Here is a 13,669-nt window from a genome sequence, read left to right as displayed (position 1 = left end):
AGCATGGAAATGCGCGCAGATCTGCTGATTGTCGGAGCCGGAATGGTCGGCAGCGCCCTGGCGCTGGCGTTGCAGAACAGCGGGCTGGAAGTCCTGCTGCTCGACGGCAGCCCGCTGAGCGTCAAACCCTTCAATGGCGATGCGCCGTTCGAGCCGCGAGTCAGCGCGTTGTCGGCCGCCAGCCAGCGGATCCTCGATCGCCTCGGCGTGTGGGACGGCATCGTCAACCGACGCAGCAGCCCGTACACCGACATGCATGTCTGGGACGGCAGCGGCACCGGGCAGATTCATTTCTCGGCCAGCAGCGTGCACGCCGATGTGCTCGGCCACATTGTCGAAAACCGCGTGGTGCAGGATGCCTTGCTCGACCGTCTGCATGATTGCGATCTGGGCTTGCTGCCCAACGCGCGACTGGAGCAGATGCGCCGCTCCGGCGACGACTGGCTGCTGACCCTGGCCGACGGCCGCACCTTGCGCGCACCGCTGGTGATCGCGGCGGATGGTGCCAACTCTGCCGTGCGCCGTCTGACCGGCGTCGCCACCCGCGAGTGGGATTATCTGCACCACGCCATCGTCACCAGCGTGCGCAGCAGCAAACCGCACCGCATGACGGCGTGGCAGCGCTTCACCGATCACGGGCCGCTGGCGTTTCTGCCGTTGGAGCGTGATGGTCAGCAGGACTGGTGCTCGATCGTCTGGTCGACCACGCCGAGCGAAGCCGAACGGCTGATGGCGCTGGATGAAGCGGATTTCTGCCGTGAGCTGGAGCGCGCGTTCGAAGGTTGCCTCGGCGACGTCATCAGCGCCGACCCGCGTCTGTGCGTGCCGCTGCGTCAACGTCATGCCAAGCGCTACGTGGCCGAAGGCCTGGCGTTGATTGGCGATGCGGCGCACACCATTCACCCACTGGCGGGGCAGGGTGTGAACCTCGGTTTCCTCGACGCCGCGGTGCTGGCCGAAGTGCTGCTGCAAGCGAACGAACGCGGCGAACGCCTGGCGGACGTGAAAGTGCTGAGCCGCTACGAGCGCCGGCGCATGCCGCATAACCTGGCGCTGATGGCGGCGATGGAAGGTTTCGAGCGGCTGTTCCAGGCCGATCCGCTGCCGCTGCGCTGGTTACGCAACACCGGGCTGAAAATCGTCGAGCAGATGCCAGAGGCCAAAGCGCTGTTTGTGCGTGAAGCGTTGGGGCTGACCGGGGACTTGCCGGCCCTCGCCAAGGCCTGACGAATGTCGTGCAACATCTGGTAACTCCTTGGGAAAGTGTTCGATTGAGCTGGTAAATGTGAGTCCTTATCATTTGGGCCACTTTTCCCGACCGAGAGATCACTCCCATGTTGGCACCCCAGCGTCTTCTGACCGCACTGGCCCTGACCCTGATTGGCAGCACCGCCGCCCAGGCCGCCGATGAGGTGGTGGTCTACTCGTCGCGTATCGATGAACTGATCAAGCCGGTGTTCGATGCCTACACCGCCAAGACCGGGGTGAAGATCAAGTTCATCACCGACAAGGAAGCGCCGCTGATGCAGCGGATCAAGGCCGAAGGCGAGAACGCCACCGCCGACCTGCTGCTGACCGTCGATGCCGGCAACCTCTGGCAGGCCGAGCAGATGGGCATTCTCCAGCCGTTCACCTCGAAAACCATCGACGCCAACATTCCCCTGCAATATCGCTCGTCCACCCACGCCTGGACAGGTCTGAGCCTGCGTGCGCGGACCATCGCCTATTCCACCGCACGGGTGAAACCGGGCGAGCTGACCACCTACGAAGCGCTGGCCGACAAGAACTGGGAAGGCCGCCTGTGCCTGCGCACGGCGAAGAAGGTCTACAACCAGTCGCTGACCGCCACCATGATCGAAGTCCATGGCGCCGAGAAAACCGAGAAGATCCTCAAGGGCTGGGTCAACAACCTGTCCACCGACGTGTTCTCCGACGACGTCGCGGTGCTGGAAGCGATCAACGCCGGCCAGTGCGACGTCGGCATCGTCAACACCTACTACTACGGTCGCCTGCACAAGCAGAAGCCGGATCTGCCGGTGAAACTGTTCTGGCCGAACCAGGCGGATCGCGGTGTGCACGTCAACCTGTCGGGCATCGGCCTGACCAAACATGCACCACACCCGGAAGCGGCCAAGGCTCTGGTCGAGTGGATGACCACGCCTGAGGCGCAGAAGATCTTCGCTGACGTGAACCAGGAGTTCCCGGCGAATCCGGCGGTGAAACCTTCGGAAGAAGTGGCGGCGTGGGGGCAGTTTGTGGCCGATACGTTGCCGGTTGAGGTGGCGGGCAAGCGTCAGGCTGAAGCGATCCGGATGATGGATCGGGCGGGTTGGAACTGACGTTGCGAGTCGAATCGCCGCAAGCGTGACGCGCAGCGTCACAGGATGTGTGCCCACGCAGAGCGTGGGCACATTCATTTAACGAGAGTCTTTCCTTGGCCCACCCCGCCCAACGCCGCTGGTACCCCATCGTCTTCGCCATCGCCGCGTTGGTGCTGCTCCCCCTCAGCGTGCTCCTGCTGTCGTGGCAAACTATCGACCAACAGATCTGGTCGCACCTGTGGGAAACCCAGATGCCACGCCTGTTGGGCAACACCCTGACGCTGGTGCTCGGTGTCGGCATCGGCGTGACCCTGCTGGGCGTAAGCCTTGCGTGGCTCACCAGCCTCTGTGAATTCCCCGGTCGGCGCTGGCTCGACTGGGCGTTGATGCTCCCGTTCGCAATCCCGGCTTACGTGCTGGCGTTCGTGTTCGTCGGCCTGCTGGACTTCGCAGGCCCCGTGCAAACCCTGCTGCGAGAATGGTTCGGCACCGGCCTGCGCCTGCCGCGAGTGCGCTCCACCGGCGGGGTGATCCTGGTGTTGGTGCTGGTGTTCTACCCCTACGTTTACCTGCTGGCACGCACCGCGTTTCTCGCCCAGGGCAAAGGCCTGATGGAAGCGGCGCGGGTGCTCGGGCAGTCGCCGTGGCAGGCATTCTGGCGCGTAGCGTTGCCGATGGCGCGACCGGCCATCGGCGCTGGCGTGGCGCTGGCACTGATGGAAACGCTGGCGGATTTCGGCGCGGTCTCGGTGTTCAACTTCGACACCTTCACCACCGCGATCTACAAGACCTGGTATGGCTTCTTCAGCCTGTCGAGCGCCGCGCAACTGGCCAGCCTGTTGTTGCTGGTGGTGATGCTGGTGTTGTACGGCGAACGTCGCGCGAGGGGCGCCAATCGGGCGAGCAACGAGCGGCCACGGGTCAAGGCGTTGTATCACCTGCGCGGGCCCAAGGCCTGGGCGGCGACCGGATGGTGCGGTCTGGTGTTCGCCTGTGCGTTTGTCATCCCGGTGCTGCAACTGCTGGTGTGGTTCTGGCAGCGCGGGCGTTTCGATCTGGATGAGCGTTACGCCGGGCTGATTCTGCACACCCTGTATCTGGGTGGCATGGCGGCGTTGATCACGGTCAGCGTGGCGATGTTGCTGGCGTTCGCCCGACGTCTGGCACCGACCCGGGCGATCCGTTCCGGCGTCAGTCTGGCCAATCTCGGCTACGCGTTGCCGGGCTCGGTGCTGGCGGTGTCGATCATGCTGGCGTTCAGTTATCTGGATCGTGAGCTGGTGATTCCACTCTCCGGCTGGCTCGGCGGTACAGGCAAACCGTTGCTGCTGGGCAGTCTGGCGGCGTTGTTGATGGCTTATCTGGTGCGGTTCGTGGCGGTGGCCTACGGGCCGCTGGAAAACAGCTTGGCGCGTATACGGCCCTCTTTGCCTGAAGCGGCACGTAGCCTGGGTGTCAGTGGGCCGCGACTGTTTTTCAAAGTGTATCTGCCGCTGTTGCTACCCGGCACACTCAGCGCTGCACTGCTGGTGTTCGTCGATGTACTCAAGGAAATGCCCGCGACCCTGCTGATGCGCCCGTTTGGCTGGGACACGCTGGCCGTGCGGATCTTCGAAATGACCAGCGAAGGCGAATGGGCGAGGGCGTCGTTGCCGGCGCTGACCCTGGTTCTGGTCGGCCTGTTGCCGGTCGTCGGCCTGATCCGGCGCTCGGCCCACAGAAACACTTAGTCGTCAGTCCTGAATCATGCGGCTACAATGCGCGGCATTCGGTGCGGTCCGTCTGACAGACCCTGTCGCTGAAATCGGCTGAAAGCCTTCTTCTACAGGGCTTTCAAACCGTGCAGCAGCGCTCCGCACCTTCGCCACGCCCGGAAGGAGAAACCCATGGGACAGCGTACGCCTCTCTATGACCTGCATCTCGCCCTCGGCGCGAAGATGGTCGATTTTGGCGGTTGGGACATGCCACTGCATTACGGCTCGCAGGTCGAGGAGCACCACGAGGTGCGTCGCGATTGCGGGGTGTTCGATGTATCCCACATGACCGTGATCGATGTCGCCGGCCACCAGGCCAAGGCCTGGCTCCAGCATTTGCTGGCCAATGACGTCGAACGCCTGCACAGCCCCGGCCGTGCGTTGTACAGCACCATGCTTAACGAGCGCGGCGGTATCGTCGACGACATGATCGTCTACCGCCTCGAGGACGGTTACCGACTGGTGGTCAACGCCTCGACCCGCGATCAGGACCTGGCGTGGATGCAGGCTCATCTCACCGGCTACGACGTGCAACTGCACGAGCGTACGGATCTGGCGATGCTCGCCATTCAAGGCCCCCATGCCCGGCACAAGATTGCCGAGCTGGTGACCCAGTCCCGCGCCAATCTGATCCAGATGCTCAAGCCTTTCGAAGGTCACGTCGACGGTGACTGGTTCATTGCACGGACCGGCTACACCGGTGAGGACGGTCTGGAAATCGCCCTGCCGGCCGATCAGGCCCCCGGATTTTTCAACGATCTGGTGGGCGCCGGCATTTCCCCCATCGGCCTCGGTGCCCGCGACACCTTGCGGGTGGAAGCCGGGATGAACCTCTACGGCCAAGACATCCATCAAGACGTTTCGCCACTGGCTTCGAACATGGCCTGGAGCATCGCCTGGGAACCGGCCACGCGTCGGTTCATCGGTCGCGATGCGCTGGAAGCGGAAAAAACCGCCGGCGTGCAGCACAAACTGGTGGGTCTGGTGCTCGAGGAACGCGGGGTTTTGCGTGCGCATCAGGTGGTTCGTATCGCTGATGTTGGCGAAGGAGAGATCACCAGTGGTAGTTTCTCTCCTACGCTTAGCAAGTCGATTGCCCTGGCGCGTGTACCGATGGCGACTGCCGACCGCGCCGAAGTGGAAATCCGTGGCAAGTGGTATCCGGTACGAGTGGTCAAACCGACCTTCGTCCGTCACGGCAAAACCTTGATCTAACCTTTTCCGGCGGGCACGACCGCTGACAATTTCTTGAGGACACCGAGCATGAGCAACATCCCAGCCGAACTGCGTTTTGCCGAAAGTCATGAATGGGCGCGCCTGGAAGCCGATGGCACCGTCACCGTGGGCATCAGCGATCACGCCCAGGAAGCGTTGGGTGATGTGGTGTTCGTTGAACTGGCCGAAGTCGGCAAGGTGTTTGCTGCCGGTGATGCTGCCGGTGTTGTCGAATCGGTGAAGGCCGCTTCCGACATCTACTCCCCGGTCGGCGGTGAAGTGATCGCCGTCAACGAAGACCTGGCCAGCGCGCCGGAAGAACTGAACAACGATCCGTACGCCGCGTGGATCTTCAAGCTCAAGCCAAGCGACAAGGCCGAGCTGGACAAGCTGCTCGACGCTGCCGGCTACAAGGCTGCCATCGGCGAATAAGCTTCACGCAACACCGCAAAGCCCCGATCCGTCGGGGCTTTTTTGTGGCCGCAGCTTTCAATCGCGCGGCTCAGGCGTTGCCCAGTACCGCTTTGACCGCCGCCACCGAGCGCTCGACATCTGCCTTGTTCATGGTGGTGAACATCGGCAACGACACAATCAGCCGCCCGACGCGCTCGGCCACCGGCAACATCCCTTCCTTGAAACCGCGCTCGCGGTACAGGCTCAGCAGGTGGATCGGCGGGTAGTGATAGCCGATGCCGACGCCCAGCGCCTGCATCTGCTCCATGAACGTGGCCCGCGCCGGCAAGCCGTCCTTGCGCTCCGGCAACACCAGCTGGAACAGGTGCCAGTTGCTGTTGGTGAAGTCGGCTGGCGGCAGTTGCGCGCCGTACGTGGCTTCGAAGTCGTCGCCAAAGCATTTGAAGTAGTGGCGAGCCAGTTCCTGACGATGGGCGGTCAGCGTTTCGATGTGGGCGAACTGCCCGAGGCCGATGACGGCCGCCACATCGGTCATGTTGAACTTGCCACCCAGCACATCGACATCCAGACCGTCGAACCCGGTGCGGGTGACGCCTTGCAGGCGATATTTCTCCGCCAGACGCACTTCTTCCGGCGTATTCAGCACCAGGCATCCGCCTTCGGAGCAGGTCACGTTCTTGTTGGCCTGGAAGCTGAACGACACGAAATCACCGGTGGCACCGATGCGCTGGCCGTTCCAGCTCGAACCGAGTGCCTGCGCGGCGTCTTCGACGATGCGCAGGTTGTGTTTTTTGGCGATAGCGTACAGGCGCTCCATATCCACCGGCAACCCGGCGAGATAGACCGGGATGATCGCCTTGGTGCGCGGGGTGATGGCCGCTTCCAGTCGATCCAGGTCGATGTTGCGGGTGACCGGGTCGATGTCGGCGAACACCGGTGTGGCCCCGACCTCAAGAATCACGTTGGCCGTGGCCACCCAGGAAATCGGCGTGGTGATCACTTCGTCCCCCGGCCCGATGCCGGCGATGCGCAGGGCGATTTCCATGGTGCAGGTGCCGGAGTTGAACGTGCGTACCGGGCGCCCGCCGAAGTATTCCGACAGTTGCGCCTCGAAGGCCTGGACCTTCGGCCCGCTGGTGATCCAGCCGGAACGCAGGACATCGCCGACGGCGGCAATGGTGGCTTCATCGATGACAGGTTTGGAAAACGGCAGAAACGGCAGTTGGCTCATGAGGATTCGATCATCCGAGGGTTGGGCGCGTGTTACAGGTGCCACAGCATGCCCCGTTCGGCCACCCGCCGCCAAGCCGTCCGCGACGGTATCGACTGCTATGCTGGTTTGACCGTGTTGCATTGACGCCGAGCCGCCAGCCAAGAGAGAGCCCGTCATGTCCCAGTTGCCATCCCTGAGCCAGTTACGCGACCCCCATGCCTTCCTGCGCCGTCACCTCGGCCCCGATGCCGCCGAGCAGCAGGCGATGCTCGACAGCCTGGGCCTCGGCAGCCGGATCGAACTGATCGAGCAGACTGTCCCGCCCGTCATCCGCCTCAACCGCGAACTGGACCTGCCGCCCGCGCTGGACGAGCAGGCCGCGCTGGCGAAACTGCGCGGGTACGCCGAACAGAACCAGGTCTGGACCAGCCTGATCGGCATGGGTTACCACGGCACCCTCACGCCGGCGGTCATTTTGCGTAACGTGCTGGAAAATCCCGGTTGGTACACCGCCTATACGCCCTATCAACCGGAGATTGCCCAGGGCCGGCTCGAAGCGTTGCTCAACTTCCAGCAACTGACAATCGATCTCACCGGTCTGGAACTGGCCAACGCCTCGTTGCTCGATGAGGCGACTGCGGCCGCCGAGGCCATGGCGCTGGCCAAGCGCGTGGCGAAGTCGAAGAGCAATCTGTTTTTCGTCGACGAAAACTGTCATCCGCAAACCATTTCCGTGGTGCAGACCCGCGCCGAAGGCTTCGGCTTCGAGCTGATCGTCGACACGGTGGATAACTTGAAGCAGCACCAGGTGTTCGGCGCGCTGCTGCAATACCCCGACACCCACGGCGAGGTCCGCGACCTGCGCCCGTTGATCGATCACCTGCATGCGCAACAGGCGCTGGCATGCGTGGCGGCCGATTTGCTCAGTCTGTTGTTGCTGACGCCACCGGGTGAACTGGGCGCCGATGTGGTGTTCGGCTCTTCACAGCGCTTCGGTGTGCCGATGGGTTACGGCGGGCCGCACGCGGCGTTTTTCGCCAGTCGCGAGGAGTACAAACGGGCGATCCCCGGGCGGATCATCGGCGTGTCGAAGGACGCTCGTGGCAACGTGGCGCTGCGCATGGCCCTGCAAACTCGGGAGCAGCATATTCGCCGGGAGAAGGCCAATTCGAACATCTGCACCGCCCAGGTGTTGCTGGCCAACATCGCCAGTTTTTACGCGGTCTATCACGGGCCGCAAGGGCTCAAGCGGATCGCCCAGCGCGTGCACCGGCTGACCTGCATCCTCGCTGCCGGCCTTGAGCGGCATGGCATCAAGCGTATCAACGAGCACTTTTTCGACACACTCACCCTGGACGTCGGCGGCGCGCAGACCGCGATCATCGAAAGCGCTCAGGCCGCGCAGATCAACCTGCGGATTCTCGGTCGCGGCCATTTGGGCCTGAGCCTCGATGAAACCTGTGACGAGAGCACGGTCGGCAAACTGTTCGATGTGCTGTTGGGTGTCGATCATGGATTGAACGTCGAAGAACTCGACGCTGAAACGCTGGTGTCCGGGATTCCGGATAATCTGCTGCGCAGTTCACCCTATCTGCGCCACCCGGTTTTCAACGCCCATCACAGCGAAACCGAGATGCTGCGCTACCTCAAGCAGCTGGAGAACAAGGATCTGGCGCTCAACCAGTCGATGATCCCGCTCGGCTCCTGCACCATGAAACTCAACGCCACCAGTGAAATGATCCCGATCACCTGGCCGCAGTTCGCCAACCTGCACCCGTTCGTGCCCCGAGAGCAGGCCGTCGGATACACGTTGATGATCGAAGAGCTGGAGCGCTGGTTGTGCGCGATCACCGGGTTCGACGCGATCTGCATGCAGCCCAACTCCGGCGCCCAGGGCGAATACGCCGGGTTGCTGGCGATCCGCAAATACCACGAAAGTCGCCACCAGGGCGGGCGCGATATCTGCCTGATCCCGTCCTCGGCCCACGGCACCAACCCGGCCTCGGCGCAGATGGCCGGGATGCGCGTGGTGATCGTCGAGTGCGACGAGGCGGGCAACGTTGATCTGGATGACCTGAAATCCAAGGCATCCGAGGCGGGAGACAAGTTGTCGTGCCTGATGGCGACGTATCCGTCGACCCACGGCGTGTACGAGGAGGGCATCAGCGAAATCTGCGAAGTTATCCACAAGCACGGCGGCCAGGTGTACATGGACGGCGCCAACCTCAATGCCCAGGTCGGACTGGCGCGGCCGGCGGACATCGGCGCCGACGTTTCACACATGAACCTGCACAAGACCTTCTGCATTCCCCACGGCGGAGGCGGGCCGGGCATGGGGCCAATCGGTGTGCGGGCGCATCTGGCGCCGTTCGTCGCCAATCACCCGGTGGTGCCGATCGACGGGCCGCAACCGCAGAACGGTGCGGTGAGCGCAGCGCCCTGGGGCAGTGCGAGCATTTTGCCGATCAGCTGGATGTACATCGCCATGATGGGGCCGCAACTGGCGGACGCCAGCGAAGTGGCGATCCTCGCGGCGAATTACCTGGCGCAGCATCTGTCCGGCGCCTTTCCCGTGCTCTACACCGGGCGCAATGATCGGGTGGCCCATGAATGCATTCTGGATCTGCGGCCGCTGAAAGCGCAGACCGGCATCAGTGAGGAAGACATCGCCAAACGCCTGATGGATTACGGCTTCCATGCGCCGACCATGTCGTTCCCGGTGCCGGGTACCTTGATGGTCGAGCCGACCGAGAGTGAGTCCAAGACCGAACTGGACCGCTTCATCGGCGCCATGTTGAGCATCCGCGCGGAAATCACCGAAGTGCAAAACGGCAACTGGCCGGCCGAGGACAATCCGCTCAAGCGTGCGCCGCATACGCTGGCCGATGTCACCGGCGTCTGGGAGCGGCCTTACACTATTGAGCAGGGCATCACGCCGGATGCGCATACCAAGGCGCACAAATACTGGCCGGCGGTGAACCGGGTGGACAACGTCTATGGCGACCGCAACCTGTTCTGCGCGTGTGTGCCGGTGGATGATTACCGCTGATTGGCGGGCAAAAAAATGCCGCTCATGTGAGCGGCATTTTTTTGGGCGAAAGGTTTATTCCGATGCTACGGCGTTCTTCGCCAGGATCGCGTTCGCCAGTTCCATGTCCGTCGCTTGCAGGCCCGGGTTGTCGGCGCGGACTTTCTGCATGGCGGCTTCCAGGTACGGGCCACGGATGCCGCCATCGCTGGCGACGAAACTGCCGGCGTCATCCTGGGCGGCGACGATCAGCTTGTGATCCTTGAAGGTCAGGTACGTCGAGCCAGTGGTGGCGCCGGACGAAATGACGTTACGCCAAAAGCTGTCGGCCATCGCTGAACCAACGGGAAGGGACAGCAGGGCGAGGGTGGCGACAGCAAGTTTGAGACGCATGATGGGTGACTCCACAGGGGGTTGAACTGAGACCTTGGATCGCCATTTACCCTGTCGAGTTCCATGGCGGCTCAAGTAGCGCTGGAGACGCGATGGGTAGTTTGACACCATGCCCCCTGATTTTTTCGCAGGGATGCAATCGTGGGTGTTATCGCGCTGATTTACGGGGTGATGTGGACGGTGCTGATGGGCGCGTTCATCGGCCTTCCTGGCCTTTTGATCATGCTCTGTGTTCCGCCATGGCGCAGGGCGCTGCTGCGCCATCCGCGCAAATTTGCTGTTCTGATGCTGGTCTGTGTCAGCGTGGTTGGCTTTACCTTGTTTCAGGTGGTGGTCAGTTATCGGGAAAACAAGCTCCTTAATCCGAAACTGGAGGATGCGGTTCAAGTTCAGGGTCTGAATTTTCCTGCCGGCACCCGGTTGCACCTGAGATCAGCCGAACCGCTGGACGGGAGCGGCCAGCCTCAGGTCTATGGACTGGCCAACCTGCGGGGTGCCGAGTTTGCTGTACCGCATACCATCAAGGGAATGCGAGTTTCTACCCTGCAGATGATTCTCCCGTTGGCAGTAGATTTGAAGCTCGTCGGGGATCAAGAGGTGGAGGGCTGGCCCTGTCGCGGAGGGAGTTGGGTCCATCTGGGCTTCGGCGAGCATACCCGGTTTCAGCCGGAGCATTGGCAGTTCAGCGATTGTCAGTTGGTGGCTGGTACGAAAATCGCCGGGCTGAACTGGCCGGACTCCAGCCAGCTCTACAAGCTGGACACCGGCTACGCTGTTACCCATTTTCGTTCGACATCCACGGTTTTCATCGACGGCATTGAACTGGCGAACGTGAGCGTCCGTCTGGACCCGCAGCGCACGCTCGTGCGTTGGGAGGGGAACCTGAAGAGCCCGCTGACCCTTGGCGAGTGGACGTACCCTCAAGGAATGAGAGTGCAACAGAACGCGCCATCCACATTGATATTCAGTGCGGACGAATACTACACCGGACGAAACCTGCACTCCGGCAAGAGGCTGGGTCCCGGCCAGTCGATTGAGCAGCATAGGCTGGATGGCTCCGAGCTATGGATCAAACCCAGCACCGAGGTTGAGGGGTTTGACCGGTAACCGGGCTATTTCTGTTCGCTTTGCGGAGTGACCCGCAACACCTCCTCGATAGTCGTCAGCCCCGCCGCGACTTTCTGCGCGCCGGACAATCGCAGACTGCGCATGCCTTCCTTGAAAGCCTGGCGCCGGAGCGCCGTCAGATCGGTATCCGGGCTGATCAACGCCTTGAGGCTGTCGGTCAGTTGCATGATTTCGTAGACCCCGGCGCGACCGTGATAACCGGTGTCGCGGCATTCCAGGCAACCGATGGCCCGTTGTGCGTTGCCCGGCAGCGGCGCCTGCCACGGTCGGGTCAGGGTTTGCCAGTCTTCCTCGCCGATGGGCAATGGCACCTTGCAGTGCGGGCACAGCGTACGCACCAGCCGTTGGGCCATGACCCCGAGCACCGTGGCCTTGATCAGGTAATGCGGCACCCCGAGTTCCAGCAGGCGGCTGATGGCGCTCGGTGCATCGTTGGTGTGCAGGGTCGACAGCACCAGGTGCCCGGTCAATGCAGCCTGGATCGCCATTTCGGCGGTCTCCAGGTCGCGGATCTCGCCGATCATGATGATGTCCGGGTCCTGCCGCATCAGCGCCCGTACCCCGGCGGCGAAGGTCAGGTCGATGTTGTGCTGCACCTGCATCTGGTTGAAGGCCGGCTCGACCATCTCGATCGGGTCTTCGATGGTGCAAAGGTTGATTTCCGGGGTCGCCAGTTTTTTCAGGGTGGTATAGAGCGTGGTGGTCTTGCCCGAACCGGTCGGCCCGGTCACCAGAATGATGCCGTTGGGCTGGCGGGTCATGTCCTGCCAGCGGCGCAGGTCGTCGGCGGAAAACCCGAGCTGATCGAAATCCTTGAGCAGTACTTCCGGGTCGAAGATCCGCATCACCATTTTTTCGCCGAACGCGGTGGGCAGCGTCGACAGGCGCAACTCGACCTCGCCGCCGTCCGGGGTCTTGGTCTTGACCCGGCCGTCCTGGGGTTTGCGCTTCTCGGCGACGTTCATTCGGCCAAGGCTTTTCAGGCGACTGACAATCGCCATCGTCACCTGCGGCGGAAATTGATAGACGTTGTGCAGTACGCCGTCGATACGAAAGCGCACCGTGCCTTGCTCGCGGCGTGGTTCGATGTGGATATCGCTGGCCCGTTGCTGGAAGGCGTACTGGAACAGCCAGTCGACGATGTTGACGATGTGTGCGTCGTTGGCGTCCGGCTCCTGATCGCTGGCGCCGAGGTTGAGCAGTTGTTCGAAATTGCCGAGGTTGCTGCCCGGCTGGTCGGCGTTGCTGGCGCCGCTGACCGATTTGGCGAGACGAAAGAACTCGACGCTGAAGCGCTGGATGTCCACCGGGTTGGCGACCACCCGTCTGATCGGCAGTTTCAGCACGTGGGTCAGGTCGGCTTCCCAGCCATTGACGTAGGGCTGGGCGCTGGCGACGGTCACTGCATCGCGGTCGACCGACACCGCAAGGATCCTGTGGCGCTGGGCGAAGGCGTAGGACATCAGCGGGGTGATGGCGGCGACGTTGATCTTCAGCGGATCGATCCGCAAATACGGCTGGCCGGCCTGCTGCGCCAGCCACAGGGTCAGGCTTTCCAGGTCCAGGTGTTTGCCCGGCCGGCTGAGGTCGTCCAGTTGCTGGCCGGCGATGAATTCCAGCGGGTGCACCTGCCCATGGGTGGCATGGCGGCGGCGCGCATTCAGCGCATGCTCGGCCGAGTCCTGGCTGATGAAGCCCTGGGCGACCAGTTCACGCAATACATCATTGAGATCCAGCCAGCGGTCCTGAGTGGCGAGTTGAACGGACATGCGGGCTCCTTTTGAACAACAGTTCGCAAAGGATAGCCGTGGCCCCGCAGACCGTTGGGCCACTACCCGACAAAGGCGTTTCCGCTTTTGTCAGCCTGCCGCCTGAGTGGGCGCATCCCACGCCGTCTCGGGGTTTTGCAGGTTCACCGAGCAGACGCTGATCAGGTTACGAAGTTTTTCCGCGATCACCTGGGCGCGATGCCAGCTCAGGCCACTCATGACGATGTCGATGGACAGCAGGTCGTCCAGGCGCTGGACATTGACCTGCTCCGGGGTGAGGAACTGCAAGGCGAACAGGTTCAACACACGCACCAGCAAATCCGGCTCGGCCTCGGCCAGTATCTGGTACTGCGCGTGGCAATGGGCGTTGCTGGCGTTCCACACATCGGCACGGGGCGCTGGGGTGTTGACGGCTTCGAGGTGTGGCATGGCTG

11 protein-coding genes are annotated in these 13,669 nt (G+C 62.7%); 7 read left to right on the top strand and 4 right to left on the bottom strand.

Annotated elements, in window-relative coordinates; genetic code table 11:
* Positions 1-9 precede the first annotated feature (9 nt).
* The 5 genes from AC1RME_RS01645 (at position 10) to gcvH (ending at position 5,722) form a co-directional block, all read left to right on the top strand.
* Positions 10-1,227, top strand: coding sequence for a 2-octaprenyl-3-methyl-6-methoxy-1,4-benzoquinol hydroxylase (locus AC1RME_RS01645; RefSeq protein WP_176504800.1), 1,218 nt, complete (start codon positions 10-12; stop codon positions 1,225-1,227).
* A gap of 107 nt (positions 1,228-1,334) precedes the next feature.
* Positions 1,335-2,339, top strand: coding sequence for an extracellular solute-binding protein (locus tag AC1RME_RS01640; protein ID WP_096817428.1), 1,005 nt, complete (start codon positions 1,335-1,337; stop codon positions 2,337-2,339).
* A 95-nt stretch (positions 2,340-2,434) separates the two neighbouring features.
* Complete coding sequence (locus tag AC1RME_RS01635) at positions 2,435-4,051, top strand: ABC transporter permease (RefSeq protein WP_096817430.1); 1,617 nt, start codon at positions 2,435-2,437, stop codon at positions 4,049-4,051.
* Positions 4,052-4,207: 156 nt separating this feature from the next.
* Positions 4,208-5,290 carry a glycine cleavage system aminomethyltransferase GcvT gene (gene gcvT, locus AC1RME_RS01630; RefSeq protein WP_096817431.1) on the top strand — a complete coding sequence of 361 codons (1,083 nt, stop codon included), beginning with the start codon at positions 4,208-4,210 and terminating at the stop codon, positions 5,288-5,290.
* 48 nt (positions 5,291-5,338) lie between these two features.
* On the top strand, positions 5,339-5,722 hold the full coding sequence (gene gcvH, locus AC1RME_RS01625; protein WP_007951795.1) for a glycine cleavage system protein GcvH: 384 nt from the start codon (positions 5,339-5,341) through the stop codon (positions 5,720-5,722).
* A 70-nt stretch (positions 5,723-5,792) separates the two neighbouring features.
* Here gcvH and AC1RME_RS01620 read toward each other — a convergent pair whose 3' ends face one another.
* A complete protein-coding gene (locus AC1RME_RS01620) occupies positions 5,793-6,935 on the bottom strand; it encodes a DegT/DnrJ/EryC1/StrS family aminotransferase (RefSeq protein WP_096817433.1) in 1,143 nt (380 codons plus the stop codon).
* 157 nt (positions 6,936-7,092) lie between these two features.
* Between AC1RME_RS01620 and gcvP the strand changes: the two genes are divergently transcribed.
* Positions 7,093-9,966 carry an aminomethyl-transferring glycine dehydrogenase gene (gcvP, locus tag AC1RME_RS01615; RefSeq protein WP_493090308.1) on the top strand — a complete coding sequence of 958 codons (2,874 nt, stop codon included), beginning with the start codon at positions 7,093-7,095 and terminating at the stop codon, positions 9,964-9,966.
* A gap of 54 nt (positions 9,967-10,020) precedes the next feature.
* Here gcvP and AC1RME_RS01610 read toward each other — a convergent pair whose 3' ends face one another.
* Complete coding sequence (locus tag AC1RME_RS01610; RefSeq protein WP_169843014.1) at positions 10,021-10,341, bottom strand: DUF2388 domain-containing protein; 321 nt, start codon at positions 10,339-10,341, stop codon at positions 10,021-10,023.
* Between the two features lie 138 nt (positions 10,342-10,479).
* On the opposite strand from AC1RME_RS01610, the gene AC1RME_RS01605 reads away from it, so the two are divergent.
* A complete protein-coding gene (locus AC1RME_RS01605) occupies positions 10,480-11,445 on the top strand; it encodes a hypothetical protein (RefSeq protein ID WP_493090306.1) in 966 nt (321 codons plus the stop codon).
* A 5-nt stretch (positions 11,446-11,450) separates the two neighbouring features.
* On the opposite strand, the gene tfpB is transcribed toward AC1RME_RS01605, so the two are convergent.
* The gene (gene tfpB, locus AC1RME_RS01600; protein ID WP_096817439.1) at positions 11,451-13,235 is read right to left on the bottom strand and encodes a type IV pilus assembly ATPase TfpB; all 1,785 of its coding nucleotides are present in this window, start codon (positions 13,233-13,235) and stop codon (positions 11,451-11,453) included.
* Between the two features lie 90 nt (positions 13,236-13,325).
* Entirely contained in the window at positions 13,326-13,664 is a 339-nt protein-coding gene (locus AC1RME_RS01595; protein ID WP_096817440.1) for an ACT-like domain-containing protein, read from the bottom strand.
* Positions 13,665-13,669 lie beyond the last annotated feature (5 nt).

It is taken from the genome of Pseudomonas sp. GW822-FHT03F08 (genome assembly GCF_058801265.1).
Note: the sequence above shows the minus strand (reverse complement) of the source record. Positions and strands in the feature narration are given on the sequence as shown.

Coding starts and splice junctions, on each gene's coding strand:
- AC1RME_RS01645 (WP_176504800.1), top strand. CDS start 10: ATGCGCGCAGATCTGCTGATTGTCGGAGCCGGAATGGTCGGCAGCGCC.
- AC1RME_RS01640 (WP_096817428.1), top strand. CDS start 1,335: ATGTTGGCACCCCAGCGTCTTCTGACCGCACTGGCCCTGACCCTGATT.
- gcvT (WP_096817431.1), top strand. CDS start 4,208: ATGGGACAGCGTACGCCTCTCTATGACCTGCATCTCGCCCTCGGCGCG.
- gcvH (WP_007951795.1), top strand. CDS start 5,339: ATGAGCAACATCCCAGCCGAACTGCGTTTTGCCGAAAGTCATGAATGG.
- AC1RME_RS01620 (WP_096817433.1), bottom strand. CDS start 6,935: ATGAGCCAACTGCCGTTTCTGCCGTTTTCCAAACCTGTCATCGATGAA.
- gcvP (WP_493090308.1), top strand. CDS start 7,093: ATGTCCCAGTTGCCATCCCTGAGCCAGTTACGCGACCCCCATGCCTTC.
- tfpB (WP_096817439.1), bottom strand. CDS start 13,235: ATGTCCGTTCAACTCGCCACTCAGGACCGCTGGCTGGATCTCAATGAT.
- AC1RME_RS01595 (WP_096817440.1), bottom strand. CDS start 13,664: ATGCCACACCTCGAAGCCGTCAACACCCCAGCGCCCCGTGCCGATGTG.